Source organism: Sphingobacterium faecale, assembly GCF_016746095.1.
Taxonomy (GTDB): domain Bacteria; phylum Bacteroidota; class Bacteroidia; order Sphingobacteriales; family Sphingobacteriaceae; genus Sphingobacterium; species Sphingobacterium faecale.
On sequence record NZ_JAERTY010000009.1, the window covers coordinates 125,127 to 145,252 of the forward strand.

Below are 20,126 nucleotides of genomic sequence, written 5' to 3' on the forward strand. Positions count from 1 at the left end.
TTCTAAAAGCCAAAAATTAAACGCATGGTATAAGACCTCGGGTTCGGCAATGCCGTACCACCACTCAGGTACAAGTCCGGATCCACACCTCTTAACCTGCCGCTGGACCAGTAGTAAATGTTATTCGCCGATAGCATCACCCTTGCATTTTTGACAAATGGATATTGTCTGCCCAGCGTCTTACCAAGGTCATAGGCCAATAGTATTTCGCTCAGCCGGAGATTACTTGCATTGACCGCACGGAAATCGCTGCGGTTATAAGCCATTTCATCGACATTATCGACAGAGCCCAGATAGACACGCTGTATCGTACCCACCAATCCCGGTATATTCGTATAATTTTCATCACCGATCGTCTGCCATCTGTAGTTTAGATCGCCAGATTTGGATCCAGAGTCATTGTAAGTTCGTTCTGCGACAGGGCTGGTAAACACCTTATGCCCATACGAATAGGTCATAAATACACGGAGTTCCAGTCCCTTGTATTGGAATGAGTTTGCGATAGATCCCGTTCCGGTGGGCTGTCGTGTTCCCAGATAGGAAATTAACGACCTATCACGCGATGACCGTACAAGTCCATTTTGGGGACCATTCTCTCCATTAAACATCGGTCTACCATCCGCATTCAAGCCCGCAAAATTATACCCATACAAAGCCTCCTTAGGATACCCTGTTAGTGGATAACCGAGAGGATTAGTAATCTCGCCCAGTAGCGCCGACTGCAGCTCGCCATCCACCAGCTCATTCTTCACATAGCCATAGATCAGGTTTACATCCCATTTAAACTCCTGCTTATTAAGCACATTATTATAGCCCACTGTGATATCCACCCCTTTATTGGTCATGGATCCAAAATTGATTTTTTTGGAGGTAAAGCCATCTTCCTGCGAGATATTAAACGGAACCACTAGGTCAACATTTCTTCGGGTATAATATTCTAAGGCCAGTGTGAGGCGATTGAATAGCGAAGCGTCTAGTCCAAAGTTGGTGGTATAGTCCTTCTCCCACCCGAGGTTATGTAATTCAGGAGCTAGTATATTGATCCCTTTGGCATTGTTTGAGGCATCCAGCCGTGGCAGGTTGAAAATAGAGGCATCCAACATTGGTGAAGTTTCGAAGCTATTTCCACGTAAGGCGTGACTCACTCTAAATTTCAAGTAATCGATAGTACGGTTTCGGTTTATCTTTTCAAAAAATGGCTCCCGGTCTATATTCCAAGCGAATCCCAAGCCGTAGTTTGGCAAGAACTTACTCCGTTGCATACGGCCAAACATATTGCTACCATCCTGTCTTCCCGAGATATCCAAGTTATACCTGTCTTTGAAGGTATATTGCAGATTCGCATAAAAACCCACGTTTCTTCTATCCTGAAACTGCTCCACATAGGTCGGATCATCCCTATTAATCGCATAGATCATCGACATTTTAGAGGGTGACGCGATCCTTCCGCCATAGTACATATAACCGTACGCTTTAGAATACACCCTATCCACATAGGTCTTTTCAATTTCGGATCCCACCAACACATCAAATTTGTGATCCAACACCGTTTTGTTGTATGCCAATTGGTTACGCACACTCCAGAAAGACTGCGTATTATTCCACAGATAGCGGAATCCACCTTCCGGAAGAATGGTCTCGTTATAGCCAAAAGGGTCATTCGGGTCTCTATACAAGAGTGAATTTTGGCCTTTTAAGACATTGTTATAATCCACCCTGTATGCATTAGCCATATTTGATCTTTCGGTTACGATATGACTGATCTGATTTGAATTCTTGCGAACCGCAAACGTTCCACTATAGGTCAGATTCTTTGTAATCTTATACGTCGGTTTTATAATAGCCCTTATCTCCTGTGCTTTGATATCATTAAAGTTCTCCGCCAGTTCCTCCACGATATTAAAAGGAGCCAGATTTTCGAGGTAGTATCTGTACGATCCATCCGCGTTATACGGGTATTTTGTCCTACTCGTCCGCATAGCATACAAGAACGGGTTTATCTCAAACTCCCGTGTTACCTCAAAAAAGTTGCTGGAAGCCAACTGTTTAGACTCATTGGTACCCGGTGTAGACTGATCGCGTGTATTCCAGTTCAAGTTAATATCTAGGTCTAGCTTAGAGGTCAAGTTGAGTGTAGTACGCATATCTGCTGTATACCTCTTTGTTCCAAATCCGATCGCTTGTCCATTATCATCGGCCATACTTCCCGACACATAATAAGTATGCTTATCGCCACCTCCCGAAAAAGACAAATTATGCTCCTGCACCAAGTTATTCCGGAATAGGACATCAAACCAGTCTGTATTCGCTTTAGCCGATCTATTCAACTCCTCGTAAGCCTCATCCAGCGTAATATTCCGTAATGCCAGCTGCCTGTAGGTCTCTGTAAATGCGCCTGTAAAGGTCGGCCAGTTGGCATTCGAAAAATACCCCCGGTCATACACTTCCTTATACAGTTGCATCTCCTGCGCGGAGTTCATCAAGTTAAACTCGCCTACATTTGGCTTTACACCCACCGACAGGGCCGTACTTAGATTGATATTTTTGGTGTTATACGCGCCCTTCTTTGTGGTGATCGAGATGACCCCATTAGCCGCACGGGTACCATATAGCGCCGTCGCTGCCCCATCTTTCAGGATTTGTATGTCAGCGATGTCCTGGGCATTCAACCCTGCTATAGCCGATCCTAACACCGAAGCCGGATCTCCACTGTACAGCTGATTGACCGACACATTCGATGGCGAGGTAATAACCACCCCATTGATCACATAGAGCGGTTCCTGATTGGCCGAGATTGACGAGTTACCCCGTATACGGATTTTAGGGGTGGCTCCAAATGTACCCGAGGTATTCTGTACCGACACCCCTGCGGCCGCTCCCTGTAGCATCCGGGATACGTCGATAGCCCCCGAGCGATCGATATTCTTCTTATCCACCGAACTTACCGAGCCGGTAAATTTTTCTTTATTAATCCTTTGGAAACCCGTGACCACTACCTCATCGATATCCTTATCGTCCAATACCATCGTAACCACCATATTGTTAACCGCACTTTTTTCTACAGAGCGATGTCCAATCAGGGAAAACCTCAGGTTTCCGGTACCTACCACAAGCTTAAAGTGACCATCAGCATTGGTATTTGTGGCCTTATTCGTCCCGACCTCCATAACGGTTACGCCCGCTATACCTCTACCGTCCGCATCAACCACTCTTCCGGAGATTTCCTGCTGCTGGATTTCTTCCTCTTTTAATGAAGCTGGATTTACCGTGATGATCCTATCCGAGATAATATAATTAAAAGGCTGATCGGCAAATATTTCGTCGAGCACCTTCCGCATCTGCGTTTTATTTGCTTCTATTGTCACGGGATTTGCATTCTTAAAATGACTCGAATTCATCAAAAAGCTATACCCCGTCTGTTTCTGAATTTCATTCAGAGCAACTTCCAGACGCTGCTTTTTTAAATGTAGCGTCACTTGCTGCCCAAAACTACTAGCCGAAGCCTGTATACAAAACAAGAGCACAAGTATTGTAGTTAATTTCATTGCTAAAAGTGTTGGGTAACTTAGAGCGAAGATAGTCCACTGCCTATTTTCCAATCCACAGGCGGACACAATCACTTTTCGTCTTTTCATAATTGTGATTTAAGCACATCTATAAGGAGTTATGTATACAATCCTTATATTTGTACTGGTTAAAAATTTTTGTAATTAGTCATTCATCGTTTTTAAACCGTCTACTGGGGGTGCTGGAACACCTCCAGTATTGTTTTATTACCGTATCTAGTATCGTCTTACAAGAACCCTCCTTTCTCTAATTTCAAACCTATAATTGGTATTCATTTCTAGTACTTTTAAAAGTTCAGACAGCTTTACATTCCTCGATACCGTCCCCGATAGCTGCACATTCTCTATATCCGGGTCAAAAAACACCATCTGTACATCATACCAGTTTTCCACTTCCTTCAGTGTTTCTTTAAACGAACTGTTGTCAAAGACAAATTTCTCGTCCTTCCAGGCCACCGAGTTGGAGGCTTTCACGTCTTTAACCACCACCTTATCCGAGACCACTGCCTGTTGTCCGGGCTTCAAAAAATAATCCTTGCCTTCTGCTACAACTTTCACACTTCCTTCTATCAGGGTTGTTTTTGCATACTTTTCATCTGATATCAGGTTAAATGAAGTGCCCAATACCTCGATCATCTGCTTCTGCGAATGCACTCTGAATGGGCGCTCCTTATCATGCTGTACCTTGAAAAAAGCTTCTCCCTCTACAAATACATCACGTTTATCCCCTTCAAAACTCGTCGGATACCGGATAGAGGAAGCCGCATTAAGTTCGACAAGCGTTCCATCATCCAATTTCAATTTGGTAAAACCACCTTTCGGCGTATGTATAGTTAGGTAAGTCGGTTCCTGATCTACCATGCTACTATCTTTGTATACAATTTCGCCCTCCTCACTTTTATATACATGCAGCCCATTCTTACTGTATATCAATCCGACACGGGTCGAATCGACGCGGATGGTCTCCCCTGTAGCCAGTGTGATCAATGCTACAGGCTCTGCCGGATCCACATCTGTTTTTTCTACGATCTGTATCTCCTCCTGCGGCTGCCCTTTCCACTGATATAGTGTCCAGCCTATAGCCGCACATAGACAGGCTGCCACGAGGGCTTTCCACAAGACCGGGCTACTTCCCTTCCTAGGTTTATCTGTATTCAACATTCTAACCGGGGACTGCTCAAACAAATTTTCTTTGATTCTGTCCAAACGATCCGAGATTTCATTTTCCGGAATCTCCGGTCTATAGGTATCCGGTGTCTCTATATTATGCAGCAACAGCGCGAGCTGCTCATCCGGCAACTCATCCAGCATAGCCATCAACGCTGTACGTTCTGTGCTCGTCAGGGTATTCGAAAGGTATTTCTCTACTAAAACTTTTAACCTTGGGTTCGTCATATACGCTTCTTTTTGGCTAGTCTTTAGTATATATACGCACCACCATCACAAACTCACTATTCCATCCGCAAAAAAAAATATATTTTTTTTAACTGATTAAATACATTAAATTCACATAACCATTTTTATGCCAACCACTAGGATGTACAAGGACACTATAAATAGCGCTATACAACATGCTTTTATCCGCGGGGAGCGACAGGCATTTGAGCATATCTATCGTGCCTTTTCCCGTCCGCTGTACCGTCGTATCCTTTACCTGGTCAAAGATCCGGATGAGGCGGACGAGATTCTCCACAATCTGTTTCTCAAGATCTGGTCTTCACATGATCAGATAGATCCGGATAAAAATCTATTCGCCTATTTTATGCAGGCTGCCAACAGCATGTCCATTGATCAGCTGCGCAAAAACATCCGTACACAGGCCATACACGATAAGATCGGACGTAGCGGTGACGATGACAGCATCTGCTCGGTTGAGGAAAACTACATCAGTAAAGAAGAGTGGCAGATATTAGAATCAGCCATTGAACAACTGCCTCCGCAGCGCCGTTTGATTTTCAGGCTCTGCAAGATCGAAGGCAAGAGCTACAAAGAAGTGAGCGAAGTCCTGTCTATTTCGACCGCTACGATCAGCAATCAACTGGTTTTGGCGATGAAATCGTTACGGCAATTTGTTATCCAGCATCAAAAAGAGATTATGCTGTATTGCTTATTCTTAGAGCAGCTCCGACAGCGCTAGGTCTCAAAGCCTAGCTATCCAACTTCTCAAAGACCGAGTTCTGCGACTTATACTCCGGCACTATTTCTTTTATCAGGCGCACCAGTTCCATTTTATGATCTTCGGGGTCAGCGCTCTTTACTAAGTCACACAGCTCTTCGATTTTGGCCTTCTTCACCAGCATATCCTGCGGACTGACCTTAGCGATCATGATTTTTTCATGGTGCGTCTTTTCCGTATTCTCGTCATTGGCCAGCAGCTCCTCAAATTTCTTTTCTCCCGGCCGCAATCCCACGATGTCGATCCCGATATCCTCCGGATAGCTGTAGCCTTTGAGCTGTATCATCTGTATAGCCAGATCCATGATCTTCACCGGCTGCCCCATATCAAAGACAAATACCTCCCCGCCTCTGCCCATTACCCCAGCCTCCTGCACCAGCTGACAGGCTTCGGGTATCGTCATGAAATAACGCGTGATATCTGGGTGCGTAATAGTCAATGGACCGCCCTTAGCCATCTGCTTCTCAAACAGCGGAATGACCGAACCGTTGGAGCCCAGTACATTTCCAAAGCGGGTCACGATATAGCTGGTTTTTGATTCTTTATTAATACAGGAGACGATTATCTCGGCCACCCGTTTGGTTGCACCCATTACATTGGTTGGGTTTACGGCCTTATCCGTCGACACCATCACAAATTTCTCTACCCCGTACTTATCCGCCAGACACGCCACATTACAGGACCCCCATACATTGGTCATTACGGCCTCATAGGGGTTTTCCTCCATGAGCGGGACATGCTTATACGCCGCGGCATGAAAGACATACTCAGGCTTGTATTTTTCAAAAACCCGTTGCATAAAGGCCTCATTCCGGACATTTCCTACGACACATCTAAAACGCATAGGATTGCGATACCCCAGTATCTCCTGCTGTATTTCATAGAGGGCTGATTCTGCCTGATCCAGCACAATAAGCTGCCTACAGTCTGTCGCCGCTATTTGCCGCACCAATTCAGACCCTATAGATCCCGCACCACCCGTGACTAACACCACCTTGTTGCGCATCTCCTCCTGTATAGCCGGGTTGTCCAGATCGATTGCCTTTCTGCCCAGCAGATCCTCGATACGCAGGCTACGGATCTGCCGCGTAGCCACCTCACCGGCGAGCAATCTCGCCGAATCAGGGATTATTTTTACGATCAGCGGAATCGGCTCCGCCAGCTTTACTACCCGCTGCAGACGCTCGGGAGTATGCTTATCCGTAGCAATGATCAGCTCGTGTGGATTGCCGTACTGCTGCACAAAATCTTTATTCAACCGAGCCACATCATGCACTTTAAATCCCTGGATACGTTTACCTATCCTTGTTGGATTATCGTCCATTATAGCGACTATACGGTATTTATTCCTTGAGGTCGATTGTATAAAATGAAAAGTGGTATTCCCCATATTGCCCGCACCGAACAAGATGACCGGTATACGGTTGTCCTTGCGGTTCCATAATAGTTCGTGGTACAGCGCCCGGTAGAGTACACGTGCAAAGGACATGGAGAACCCCGTGACAAAGGCATGGAAAAGCAATTGGGTATCCGAGAAAGGAATAATACTTCTGAAATAGGGTAAATACTCAATTTTCCAATGGATAAGATGCGATACCAGTACCGACAGTGCAAAAGCAACTCCAATGGCTATAGCCAACTGTTGTATATCCCGCAGGCCCGTACGCCGGATAACACTCCTATACGTCTGAAATATCCAGAAACACAATAGATAGATCGATCCCACTATAGCCAGCTGCCCGAGCAACCGGTCGAGCTGTCCCCCACCCATATCCGGCAATTCCAGACCATTACGCTCCTTAAAAATAAGTACAAAACTGAAGGCAAACGCTCCAGACATCAGTACCAGATCGACCAACAGAATTAGCCAACGCGGCTTATCCATCCGTAATCCTTCTCTCCAAATGTTCACCATGTATACATTACCTACTAAATATTAATCCCATCTACAGCCTAAAAAAGCCATGAGCTATCTCTCCGGTTAATTTTTCTACACTCTCGATTAATATGGTACACTTAGACAAAAAGAGTACCAAAAAGCGGGTACACGTTTATTAGCTGTGCAGAATAACAGGCAAGATATACAAAATATTCAATCGTTTTTGCATCAAATCCATGTATTAAAGAGCGAGATCATTTAATTAAAACCTATAGGCATAGAATTTGTTTATAGGAGAAAGGCGCGGTATCGCTTCAGAAAAACAAAATCGAATAACCTTAAATATTTTTATTATGCAACATTCATTTTTCAAAACCATCCGTAATTCTGTCAAACATTGGTACATTCCACTCCTCATTGGGATCCTCCTTATCCTTTTGGGCTTCTACACCATCACTACCCCTGTCGCCTCTTTTATAGCACTGACACTTCTTTTCTCCTGGTCATTTATTGTTTCCGGTCTTTTAGAAATCATCTTTGCTATACAGAACAAGGACGAGATCGAGGGCTGGGGCTGGTACCTCACCGGTGGTATACTGTACACCCTATTCGGCATCCTGCTATGGAGCAATCCGGCGGTATCAGCTATCTCTCTAACTTTTATTGTAGGTTTTTACGTGCTGTTCCGGTCCATACAGCTCATGGCGTTTTCGTTTGATCTCAAGAGCTACGGTAGCAAGAACTGGGGGTGGATCACCGTATGGGCCGTATTGGGCCTGATCTTTAGCTTTATCCTATTATGGAATCCTGCTTTTGCCGGGCTATCCTTAGTTATCTGGACCGGTATGGCTATTATCGCCATCGGATTTTCGGCCTGTTTCTTAGCCTTCCAGCTCAAAGGGATCAAAAACAAAACCTCCGCGATGTCTGAGGAATGGAAAGCCAAATACCAGAGCCTAAAAGACGAATTCTATAACCACAGGACAGACTGATTCTTCCATTAAAAAAGGTCAGCAAGTTTATTTAACCACTTGCTGACCTTTTCCATAATATCCCACCGATCCCCGACTACTATTGCCCACTGACTACTAATCGCGAATCTGCGGATTTGCAAATCTGCCCAAGAAAGCTATAATAACTGTCAATTAATCACTAACACACTGACTACTGATTCCCTGACTACTGATCACTGCCCCCTGACTACTCCCTACTAATGGCGAATCTGCGGATTTGCAAATCTGCCCAAGAAAGCTACAATAACTGTCAATTAATCACTATCCACTGACTACTGATCACTGCCCCCTGACTACTGATCACTGACTACTGATTCACTTCCCTCCCTCTTCACAAAAAAATCCGACGGCCAGGTATAATCATCGTGGGGCGCATGCTCTATCCCATAATCTGCAAATACCAACAGCTCCGATCCCTCCTCCATAGCCTGGAACGCTGTACCGTAGCCCACGGGCACATGGATCACCTGCTTATCCTCAGCCTTGATGACACGCCTTTCTATCCTTAAATCCGGAGAAGCATTTGCCCAATCATCGATCTTCACCGTATCCAAAGTAAAAGCACCCGACAACACATAGAACCAGCGCTGTTCGATGCGATGGGCACGCCATCCACGGACCAGTTCAGTGTCCTTATTCTGTATAATATAAAATCTTTTGATCGGTGTCATGTCAAAATCATTGACAAAACGAATGGCTCCCCTATGGTCCGAAGCTATGCCTCCTTGAATACTACCTATCATTTCTAGTTAATTTTGTTTCCCTATTTAGCTTATAAAGATACTATTTTTCTTGCCATTCTTGCTTTTTAAAAGTTTGGCAAGGATATTGCAGTATATTCTCTACATTTTACCTATTTTATTTGAAATTACTATGAACAGGTTTACCTTAATATTCAGAACCCTGCCCAATGAGGCCCGTGTCTTTGCTCTGGCCTTCGGCTTATTTATTATTGCCGCCGGTCTATTCTTTTCCTTGTTATATCTAGGTCTATAAGGAGCACAAAAAATAGCCCACAGAATCTGAAGGCTACTGATCGCGAATCTGCGGATTTGCAAATCTGCCCAAGAAAGCTATAATCACGGACTACTAATCCCTGTCCACTGATTACTGACTACTTATTCACTGCCCGACTAATCCCTATACACTGACTACTAACTCCCTATACACTGTCCACTGAATACTGACTACTGATCACTGAATACTGCCCACTACCCCACAGCTATAGTATTACCCTGCATGTGATCCAATAGACTTGGATTTTTTACCGGACAGGTTTTTAAGAGATCCCGGACCGGATATTTTGCCACCACCTCCTGTAGGGCGGCCAAATGCTTCTCATGATGCGTATCCGTACCAACAAAATCATACATTCCCGATTTAATCATGGTCAGTGCCGCGACCTTTACCTCCGTACCGTAGTAGCGGCTTATCGACAGCAGATTCAATTGTAGTAGACAGCCCGCATCTTTGATCCGCTTATACATATCAAAGTTATAGTGGTAGTAATTATAGCGCTCGGGGTGGGCCAATATCGGCTTATAGCCTAGATTTTGGATATCCAATATAGTTTGAAACAAGGCCTTGGATTCCGAAAGATAAGACATTTCGATCAGCACATAGCCTCCCGGCATTACACAGAGATTATCCTTCTTTAGCAAGGCTTCTAATCCCTCGTCGATCATATGCTCTGCAGCCGCAAATATTTCCACCTTGCTATTTACAGCACGCAATTCCTTATTCAGCAACTGCTGCGCAGCACCTATAGTCGATTTCGTATTGGGATGTACCCCTTCCATAATATGAGGCGTACAGATAAATTTTTCAAAGCCTATACCATGCAAACCTTTAATCAATGCCATAGATTGTTCTACAGACTGACTACCATCATCGATACCGGGCAACAGATGATTGTGCATATCCACTTCTAGAAAAGCCAGTTTACCAAGTGTCCTTACTTTAGTTTCGCGTTGAGCCTTACCGAATAGATTTGAAAAAATTCCCATTATATCCTATAAAAATAAGTTTATGATTATAACATCAAAACGTAATACTTTGTTTTTTCGCTACAATGATAGATCTAAAAAATGAATCTTACATTTTTCAGCGGATCTGTAACAAACCCCATGCCACACCACCACAATACAATATTAGATTGCGCAAAGGTAATTAACATTCCCTTAATATTCAATCAAAATTGCATCATTTTTACTATACAAAAAAAGCACCGCCTTCAGGGCAGTGCTTCTATATATATAGTTAGGAATAGCTATATCGATTTCTTACCGAACAAGCCTTTTACTTTAGACAGCAATCGGGCTCTCAAGGGCTTATTACCCATATCGCCATAGCCATAACCGTAGCCATAACCATAGCCGTAGCCTTTGGCAAAGTCGACGTCATTCACTACTATAGCCATATTTTTCAATTTACCATCGGCATAAAGTTCTTTTGGTACATTGAGCAAGCGTTTATCCAGATAATTGGCCCGCGACACATAGACCGTCAGGTCCGCATTATGTGCAATCAATAAGGTATCCGTGACCAAGCTCACCGGAGCTGTATCCACCAGTACATAGTCGTAGTGCTCCTGTCCGTACTTTATAATATCATCGAAATGCCCGTTCATCAGCAACTCCGCCGGATTAGGCGCAATATAGCCAGAGTAGATAATATCAAAGCGGTAATTATCCGGCTGTTTAATAATAATATTATCAATATCCATATCCGGATTGATCAAGTACTGCGTGATCCCCACATTGGTATGCTGTAGATGTGACAGCCCCAGATAATCCAATACCTTAGGCGAACGTATATCTGCTCCTACGAGCAATACCTTCTTGCCCGACATGGACAGGATACGCGCCAAGTTCGTCGATACAAAGGATTTTCCTTCACCCGATGTCGTAGAGGTTATAAAGATCACTGCCGAATCCTTCTTGGCACCCAGCATAAAGGAAATATTCGTCCGCAGGATACGGAAAGCCTCTGCCAGCGAAGAGCGGTCATTATCGCGTACAATCGGATCCGGTGAGGTGGGTACCTCTCCGAGAATTGGCGCTGACAGTACCGCTTCAATATCCTTACGGGACTGCACCTTATTATCCAACAAGAACTTGATATATAGAGCTACAAAAGGAAGGAGAACCCCAGCAATCAGCGCACCCAACAGAATAATCATTCTTTTGGGCGCTACAGGTATATCCGATCCATAAGCTGAATCAATCACTTTCAGGATATCCGGCCTCGCTGCAGCTTTAATTTCGTTCTCCTCCCGCTTTTGCAACAAGAAAAGATAGATAGACTCCACGATCTGCTGCTGCCGGCTAATATCCTTAAAGCCGAGCTCCTGACGGGGCACTGCCGAGATACGACTCTGTAGCTGATTCTTCTTGGTTTGGGCACTATTCAGTGACAGTTTCAATACCGACTGGTAGTTGTCCAGCGATGTCATCAAGTTCCGGTTCATCGAGCGGATATTCTCCGTCAGGTTCTTCACGACAGGGTTATCTGCGGTTGAACTTTTCAACATATCCTCCCTCTCTAGCACCATCTTATTATATTCGATCAACGATCTCTCAATGGACAAGTCCTGCAATCCCACATTAGATGGCAACAGCTGCAGATCCGAATTCGATTTGATCGATTCCTTCATATAATCGGCCAGTTGCAGTTGGGTCCGTTTTTCGAGCACATCTTTGTCCGCTTCCGACATGGTTTTGAGATTCAGCTCCGCCTCCGCCATCAGATCGGTCAGGTTATTGTTGGACTTAAAGTCTCTTACCTTTTGGTCCGCAGAATCCAGATCTTTCGAAATCAACTCCAATCGGGCGGAGATAAATTTGGATGTCGCCGCAGTAACCTTATTCTTGTCATCAGACACATCATTATTATACCGCTCGATGAGGCTATTGATAATAAGCTCTGATTTTTCTTTGATCGGCCCAGTCATAGAGAAGGAAACAATATAAGACTGCTTCTCTGCGCTAGGATTGATCTGGAGCGCCTTTTGCAATCCATCTACTGTTTTATCTACGGATTGCATAATCACTTTTACCGTATGCCCGATAGACTTGGAAAAGTCTACATTAGGGGTAATAATAATCTCACCAAAATTAGTAGTGACAGCCTTTCCGAACTCTCCTTTGCCTTGGTCTAGTCCGTCTTTCTCGATTAAGGAAAAAGTGGTATGGTCTAGTATCTTCAATGTAAAATCCCCTGTCTTCTGAAGATTTTTAATATTCGTAGCCAGCACCTTAATGGGCGAGTTCTTAAGGAGCACTTCCGTCTCCTTAATATTTCCTTTTACAAAATAACTATTCTGTAAGTTGTGCTGCTCGATTACTTTACGCAGTATGCGGCGCGATTTAATAACTTCGATCTGGTCGATCACAAAGGCCGACTGTCCCGAACCACCCGTCAAACTTGATAATTCGGCCAGTCCAGACAATTCGCCTCCTGCCTTATCCTCCTTTTCCAGCAGAATCTTGGCATCGACCTTATATTCTGCGGTACTGTAGCGCAAATACAGAAATGCGGCTAGCACGGCTAGTATCATCGAAACAACAAACCATTTCCAATAATAGGCATATTGTTCGACCAATTGCTTCAGGTCAATCTCTTGCTCCTCTGCCTCAGCAGCTTTATATTTTTTTAGGTTATCGGTCATTCTTATCTTCTACTGGTTACAACTAGAGTTAAAATCGAAATGATGATCGAACTCACCGAGATCCATACATTCGTATTCTGACCGAGGTTCGAGTTTCGTACCTGTGAGCCATTTGGCTCCACATAGATCACATCATTTTGGGCTAGGTAATAATAGGGTGAGTTCAGTATAGAATCGGACAGAAGGTTCAACCGTTCCATTTTCTTTTCTCCATTCTTTTCTCTTATCAATAAGACATTGTTCCGCAGGCCTTTTATCGTCATATCTCCAGCTAATCCCAATGCTTCTAATACGGTGACACGCTCCTGCGGCAAGGTGTAGGTTCCGGGCTTGGCCACCTCGCCTAATACCGTAACCTTAAAATTCGCAAATGTTAGATTCACACCAGGCTCGACGATATATTTTTTTAACTGAGAACGTAATAGCTCCGTAGCCTCGACCCGACTTAATCCTCCTACTTTCACTTTTCCCAAAACTGGAAATTCTATTTCACCTTTCGCATCGACTAGATACGTAGGTTTAAACGCCATATCTGTAGCCGTACCTGCCGCAGCTTGATAGACATTCTGCTGATTAAAAGGCATTGTTGCCTTTATATCAGCTGCCGATACCGTAATAGTCAATAAATCCTCCTGTTGTATTTTTGGCGCATATTGCAGATAGGTCTTCTCCAATTCGAGGTGCGAAGGCTGCAGATAGGCAATATTCTTGCGCGAAGCACAGGAAGCAAATAGCAGTAATAATACGAAAGCAAGGTAAATTTTATTCATGCAAATAATTTTAAGTCGTAAAGGCAAAAATCACTCCAATTTTTCATCAACCAACCACAAAAGTAAAATATTAATAGTAATAATAAAACACAAATACAGATTCCTTTATGCCTTTGGTATGTTTTTATTTAATTCACATATTTCTTAATCAGGTACTTCTTTCCTAGCAGATAGCATAGCGACATTCCCGATAAGAGCCCAACAGCGAAAAACACCTGCATATTTAAATTTTCTTGTGCCATCCGAATAACCAATACGCCAATCAAGAACTGCACGGCAGCATACAGAAATGAAACCAATAGTTTATTAACACCCGCCTCATTAGCGAGGTATTGATAGAGGTGAGAACGGTGCGCTTTAAAGATATTCTCTCCTTTAGACAAGCGCCTTATGATAGTCCATATGGCATCTATGCCATAGACCGCCAAGAATAAGATATAAATCAGATTCTGTGTTTTAATAATCAATGCTACCAACGCGAAAAGCAAGATAAAAGCAATCGCAACAGAGCCTACATCACCAGCAAAACACTTTGCCTTTGTCCGGAAGTTAAAAAACGCAAAAACCAATACCGATAATAAGGTATAGATCAGCAAATCCGGATTGATGAAATCAATAGAGTGACTCATCCAAAGCAATAACCCTCCCACAGCCAAACTATAACAGGCCGTGATCCCATTGATACCATCCATAAAGTTGTAGGCATTGATGACGCCGACTACAATTATGAACGCGAGCAGCAGAAAATACCAAGGCATGTCAAAGAGGTTAAGCTCATAAGCCATGAGCAGCACCGAAGCAAAGTGGATCAAAAGACGCACCTTATTCGACAAGGTCATCACATCATCAGCAAAACTCACTACGGTCATTAGTGTCAGCCCCAAGAAAAACCAAGGACACTGGAATCCCGAGAGGATAAAAAATGCCAGAGCCCCGAAATAGAAAATAATTCCACCACCACGTAGTGTTATCGTGGTATGCGATGATCGCTCATTCGGCTTATCGATAATGTTAAAGCGATCCGCTATCTTAAAATAAAGTAGCTCCAGTACAAACAGAACTACAAAAACTAATGCGTATATCATTTTCTCTTTACTTCCAATTAACTCCTAAAGGATTCAAATTTGACAAAAGAAAGCCTAGAAACTTTTCGAATGAAAAGGTTTCAGCTTTTGTTGTCAATTTAATCCTTTTTCAAAACTCCTTATCGTCTTCTCCAAACCTTCTTTTGCTGTCAGCGGCAATTTCTCTATCCCCAGTCCCTTCTTTATCTTCTCATTGGACACTACATACGACTCTGTCAACTTCTTTAGTCGTTCCGAATTAAGCGGTAACGGCAAGATATCTCCAATTTTCACCACCATCCTTATCATACCTGCCGGTATAGACCATAGTTTTGGCTTCTTCCCTAATGTCTCAGAAATTAAAGCCACTAGCTCGTTGGTAGACAAAGCCTCATCATCCGCAAAATTATACACACCAGAAGGCAGCTCCTCACTGCCAATCATTCCCTCAACAAGAAAATTAAGGTTATCAATGCTTAGAAAAGAACGTAGGTTATAAAAAGAGGCCAACGGCCAAGGAATCCCCCCTTCCACTACTTTATATAATAGATTCAGGTTCCCTTTATTACCTGGACCATGAATCATGGACGGACGCACTATAAAGAGACGTTTGCCTTTTGGTAAAGTCTGACTTAACAAATACCGTTCAGCTTCCAGCTTCGATTTACCATAAGGAGTTAGGGGTGTACCAACAATAGCTTCGTCTAATACGCCATTTACCGTATCCGCTACGGCCTTCACGGAAGAGAAATAAAAGAAATCTCGGATATTGGATTTTAGAAACTCTTTATATAATTTAATCGTTAAATCCTTATTTACTTTAAAGTATTCGTCGTCTGCAGAAGTATTCGACGTGTCATGGGCTTTTCCTGCTAAATGCACAATGGCAAGCCCCTCTTTTTCCATATGATCAGTCCAATTTTCCTGACGTAAGGATAGTTGTTGGGTACCGTGTTTTCTACCCTCTAGATGTCGCTGTAAATTCTGTCCAACAAAACCAGACGCTCCTGTTATAATAATCTTCATCAATTAACTAAGCTATCTATTAAGGAAATATATTTCTTTACCACGACTTCTTTAGAATAGTTTTTATTAATCTCTTGCAGTCCATTTGCCCCCATGGCCTTAAGTTCCTCTTTTGTAATTCCCTTTAAAAAGTTCACGAGCTCACTGACCTTATCCTGAAAAATAATAGTGGTTACCAATTTAGAACACCCTTGATGTTTCAAAAAATTGATAATAGGCGTTCCTTCACCCGAACATACCAACAATGGCTTACTACATGCCATTATCGTATACACTTTTGAAGGGAACCCATGTTTCTCCATTTCCTTGGACATAAAAATATACTGTAGATCCGCAAAAGCTAATAATTCAGGCATTAACTCCCTTCGCTGATAAGGTAGAATATGAACGTTACTTAATCCAAACTCTTGTACTTTTTGCTGTACATAACCTTTCATCACTCCCTCGCCGACTACATAAAAATCAAACGGCTCATCTTTGAGCAGTACCGCTGTCTGCAACAATGGCTCCCAATCTTGTGCATGTCCGATATTTCCGGCATACATCAACTTAATATGATCGTTGTTTATAAATAACGATGAATCCAAATTCACGTTCGTGGACAATGGCCTATACAACTCCGTATCTACAAAGTTAGGGATAACATGCAATTTAGCTTTATTATGAAATCTATCCATTATTGTTGTATAGAAAACGTCATCAATGGTTGTCACCGCATCTGATTGATTGTATACAAATTGCTCCAACCATTTCAATACATTAATTATAAATTTTGATTGAAGACCACCTTGTTCTATTAAAAAATCGGGATAAATCTCCTGGACGTTATAAACGACTTTTGATTTCTTAATCTTTCCAATAATTAAATTAATAAATCCAATTGTCAATGGTGGAGAGGGTGATAATATTACATCAATATTCTTTTCACGGAGACCTAATAATAAAGACACCATATGCCAGTACACAAAACCAAGCATACGAAGCAAAGAAGACTTAAATTTCTTCTGTGGCACATGTAAAACCCGAATGCCTTCATAATTACTTTCTCCAAATAAACCACCCCACCTTTTAGATATGGGTTGCTTTTCGAGTTCCTCTTTAACCACATTATAATGGGGTGTAGTGGTCAAAACAACAACCTCATAACCAATACCTTTAAACCCTTTTGCAATATCGTTATACAAGTAAGCTGTAGACACTCCATCCGGACTGAAAACAATACTATGAATTAGAATCTTCTTTTTTTTGATCATTATTAAATCTCTTCCGACCAAACGGTTCTTTTAATGTAATCGGTATAAGAAATAATTATCCGCACCACTTTCGCCGATACATTCGGCATAGAATAATCGGCAACAGGCCGGAAATTTCTGGATTCTCCCACTTCCTGTTGCAGTACCTGTACCAAACCTTGCATGATACGCTCTGGTGATAAGCCCACCATCATAACCGACGCTTCTTCCATAGCCTCTGGCCGCTCATGTGCTTGGCGGATATTTAAAGCTCTAAAACTTAGGATCGAGGACTCTTCTGATATTGTTCCCGAATCAGACAGCACCGCATAAGAATGCTTCTGCAGGGCATTATAATCATGGAATCCTAACGGCTTTAAGAATTGTACTTCAGGACGCATTTCAATTTGCATCTTGTCGATCATGTTTTTTGTCCGTGGGTGCGTCGATACGATAATTGGGTACTGATACTTTTCAGCAATCGCATTTAATGAAGTCATTAAACCTCTAAAGTTCTTTTCGGAATTGATATTTTCCTCCCGATGTGCAGATACCACATAAAATTCACCTTTTTTTAAGTTCAGTTTCTCCAAGACATTGGAAGCTTCAATCTGCGGCAGGTAATGCGTTAGCACCTCGTACATAGGAGATCCTGTTTTGATAATACGATCTGCAGGAAGACCTTCCCGCAATAAATACTCTCTTGCTATATCGGAATAGGTCAGGTTGATATCCGAAGTATGATCTACAATCTTACGGTTTGTTTCTTCCGGTACACGCTGATCAAAACATCGATTGCCTGCTTCCATGTGGAAAATAGGGATATGACGTTTTTTAGCAGGAATAGCACAAAGACAAGAGTTTGTATCTCCCAATACTAAGAAAGCATCCGGTTTCAACTCTTCCAACAGAGGGTCTATTTTGATTAAGATGTTACCAACCGTTTCTGTAGCTGTTTTACCGGCTGCCTCTAAGAAATAGTCTGGCTTACGTAACCCTAGATCCTCAAAGAAAATCTGATTTAACTCGTAATCGTAATTTTGTCCGGTATGGACGATAATATGTTCAACCGCTTCGGAAGCATCAAGAGCTGACAACACGCGTGATAATCGTATTATTTCTGGACGGGTACCAACCACCGTCATTACTTTCAATCTGGTTATTGGTGATTGGTTTCCTGTTATTTGTTGTGTATTACTAATCATTTCCTTTTAAATATTTTATTAATCCATTTAACAACTTACCTATTGTTTGGATTTCGTTCTCCAATCTATCAAAATCCTCATCAAGGATAAATTTGAGATTTTTTGCAATCAGTAGCTGTGTATCTAATTCTTGTTGACTACCTAACGCTATATACAAAAATTGTATAAATTCCTTTTTCGAATGTCTTGCAGCACCCTCAGCTATATTACTGGGAATAGAAACTGAAGCTCTTCTCATCTGGTTCGTTAAACCAAACACCTCTTCTTTCGGAAAAGCACTTGTTAATTGGTAAATGATTGTTACTAAATCCACACTAAATTTCCAAGAATCTAAGTTTTTATGTGTTTTCATTTCTAATCACCAATTACAAATAACTACTATACTACTTCAAAATACGTATCAGCATCTTCGGGATTAAATGGCTCATTGATCCAAAATATAGTATACAATTCTTCTTCACCGATATTCTTTATATTATGCGTATACCATATAGGCATATCTACATAAGCAGGTTCGGTCCCATCTAAATAAAAATCTAATACCTCATCCGTACCGATCTTACGCAATTGAATCAGAGCCTTACCTTTAATAACGGCAAAACGTTCAATTTTGCGTGTATGATAATGATTCCCACGCGTAATCCCCGGAACTGTAGTAGAAAAAGAACATTGTCCGCCAATGCCCAATCGAATCACCTCGACAAAGGCGCCACGCGGATCAGTATGCTGAACGAATTTTACCGGATAATGTGATTTGTGGTCGATATAGGTACGATATGTATTGAATAGATTATGCTCAAAGCTATCCTTGATAACAGGGATTTCCCCACCCTCCAAGTATTTAGTTTTATAATCTTCTAGCAGATCCAACACTTCTGAAACTTTTTTTACAGCGGTCGGTTCAACTAAAAGCTTCGCATTACCTTTGTCCGATCGAATCTCCTGAATGATAGTATCCACTAGCTCCTGTACATAAATCAATTTCACCTCCCCATCGTTGCTAACGATGGGCGTTTCGCCATGTGTCAATTGGTAGGAGAAGGTCGCTACAAAAGAGTTGTAAAAGGGCTTGCCAAAAGCACCAAAAACATTAGGAATGATTAAGCCTGTAAATTTACCTCCTGCTTCCTGTGCCCAGCTAACCAAAAGTTCACGCCCTTCACGTTTGGAGCGACCATACAAGTTGTCTCGTTCTTCTTGCGTAGAAGATGACATCAGCACATGAGCTTTAGAACCAGTTCTCCTCAATGCATCAACCAGCTTTTGAACCAAGCCAACATTCGTTTCATAAATGATTTGTTCGGACTCATGCCGATTCATTGCTGCTAAATGTACTATTACATCACAAGACGCCACAAAAGCATCTAAGTCATTTTCTGACTCAAAAAACTCTTTGTTAAAATCAATACGTTCAAATTCCTCAGAGAATAACCCCAAAGTATTATATAAATGACTCCCCACAAACCCATTCTGCCCCGTAATACCAACTCGTTTCATATGTAGCATATATACGTTACCTTTTCTAC

At 42.4% G+C, this 20,126-nt stretch carries 15 protein-coding genes; 2 read left to right on the forward strand and 13 right to left on the reverse strand.

Translation table 11 applies throughout. The features are described from left to right. Positions 1-2: 2 nt before the first annotated feature. Together JKG61_RS16315 and JKG61_RS16320 are read right to left on the reverse strand one after the other, a co-directional pair. A complete protein-coding gene (locus JKG61_RS16315) occupies positions 3-3,635 on the reverse strand; it encodes a SusC/RagA family TonB-linked outer membrane protein (protein WP_202104019.1) in 3,633 nt (1,210 codons plus the stop codon). Positions 3,636-3,782: 147 nt separating this feature from the next. Further along, a complete protein-coding gene (locus JKG61_RS16320; RefSeq protein ID WP_202104020.1) occupies positions 3,783-4,961 on the reverse strand; it encodes a FecR family protein in 1,179 nt (392 codons plus the stop codon). Between the two features lie 142 nt (positions 4,962-5,103). Between JKG61_RS16320 and JKG61_RS16325 the strand changes: the two genes are divergently transcribed. Continuing rightward, the gene (locus JKG61_RS16325; protein ID WP_202104021.1) at positions 5,104-5,703 is read left to right on the forward strand and encodes an RNA polymerase sigma factor; all 600 of its coding nucleotides are present in this window, start codon (positions 5,104-5,106) and stop codon (positions 5,701-5,703) included. Between the two features lie 10 nt (positions 5,704-5,713). Here JKG61_RS16325 and JKG61_RS16330 read toward each other — a convergent pair whose 3' ends face one another. Beyond that, a complete protein-coding gene (locus tag JKG61_RS16330; RefSeq protein ID WP_202104022.1) occupies positions 5,714-7,657 on the reverse strand; it encodes a polysaccharide biosynthesis protein in 1,944 nt (647 codons plus the stop codon). Positions 7,658-7,974: 317 nt separating this feature from the next. On the opposite strand from JKG61_RS16330, the gene JKG61_RS16335 reads away from it, so the two are divergent. Then, positions 7,975-8,613, forward strand: a complete 639-nt coding sequence (locus JKG61_RS16335; RefSeq protein ID WP_202104023.1) for an HdeD family acid-resistance protein — start codon at positions 7,975-7,977, stop codon at positions 8,611-8,613. Positions 8,614-8,927: 314 nt separating this feature from the next. Here JKG61_RS16335 and JKG61_RS16340 read toward each other — a convergent pair whose 3' ends face one another. The 10 genes from JKG61_RS16340 to JKG61_RS16385 all read right to left on the reverse strand — a co-directional run bounded on the left by JKG61_RS16340 (position 8,928) and on the right by JKG61_RS16385 (position 20,097). After that, complete coding sequence (locus JKG61_RS16340; RefSeq protein ID WP_202104024.1) at positions 8,928-9,377, reverse strand: WxcM-like domain-containing protein; 450 nt, start codon at positions 9,375-9,377, stop codon at positions 8,928-8,930. Positions 9,378-9,845: 468 nt separating this feature from the next. After that, complete coding sequence (locus JKG61_RS16345; protein WP_237249516.1) at positions 9,846-10,640, reverse strand: tyrosine-protein phosphatase; 795 nt, start codon at positions 10,638-10,640, stop codon at positions 9,846-9,848. Between the two features lie 263 nt (positions 10,641-10,903). Beyond that, the gene (locus tag JKG61_RS16350) at positions 10,904-13,303 is read right to left on the reverse strand and encodes a GumC family protein (RefSeq protein WP_202104025.1); all 2,400 of its coding nucleotides are present in this window, start codon (positions 13,301-13,303) and stop codon (positions 10,904-10,906) included. Between the two features lie 2 nt (positions 13,304-13,305). Further along, positions 13,306-14,073 (reverse strand): polysaccharide biosynthesis/export family protein, encoded by a 768-nt coding sequence (locus JKG61_RS16355; RefSeq protein WP_202104026.1) that lies wholly within the window; start codon positions 14,071-14,073, stop codon positions 13,306-13,308. A gap of 128 nt (positions 14,074-14,201) precedes the next feature. Continuing rightward, on the reverse strand, positions 14,202-15,158 hold the full coding sequence (locus tag JKG61_RS16360) for an MraY family glycosyltransferase (protein WP_202104027.1): 957 nt from the start codon (positions 15,156-15,158) through the stop codon (positions 14,202-14,204). Positions 15,159-15,251: 93 nt separating this feature from the next. After that, positions 15,252-16,163, reverse strand: a complete 912-nt coding sequence (locus tag JKG61_RS16365; protein ID WP_202104028.1) for an NAD-dependent epimerase/dehydratase family protein — start codon at positions 16,161-16,163, stop codon at positions 15,252-15,254. Then, complete coding sequence (locus JKG61_RS16370; protein ID WP_202104029.1) at positions 16,163-17,416, reverse strand: glycosyltransferase family 4 protein; 1,254 nt, start codon at positions 17,414-17,416, stop codon at positions 16,163-16,165. Before JKG61_RS16370 ends, JKG61_RS16365 begins: the two co-directional genes overlap by 1 nt. Positions 17,417-17,418: 2 nt before the next feature. Continuing rightward, a complete protein-coding gene (wecB, locus tag JKG61_RS16375) occupies positions 17,419-18,600 on the reverse strand; it encodes a non-hydrolyzing UDP-N-acetylglucosamine 2-epimerase (protein WP_237249517.1) in 1,182 nt (393 codons plus the stop codon). Further along, positions 18,593-18,952, reverse strand: coding sequence for a four helix bundle protein (locus tag JKG61_RS16380; protein WP_202104030.1), 360 nt, complete (start codon positions 18,950-18,952; stop codon positions 18,593-18,595). The genes wecB and JKG61_RS16380 overlap by 8 nt, the downstream gene beginning before the upstream one ends. Positions 18,953-18,978: 26 nt before the next feature. Beyond that, on the reverse strand, positions 18,979-20,097 hold the full coding sequence (locus JKG61_RS16385; RefSeq protein WP_202104031.1) for a polysaccharide biosynthesis C-terminal domain-containing protein: 1,119 nt from the start codon (positions 20,095-20,097) through the stop codon (positions 18,979-18,981). Between the last annotated feature and the right edge of the window lie 29 nt (positions 20,098-20,126).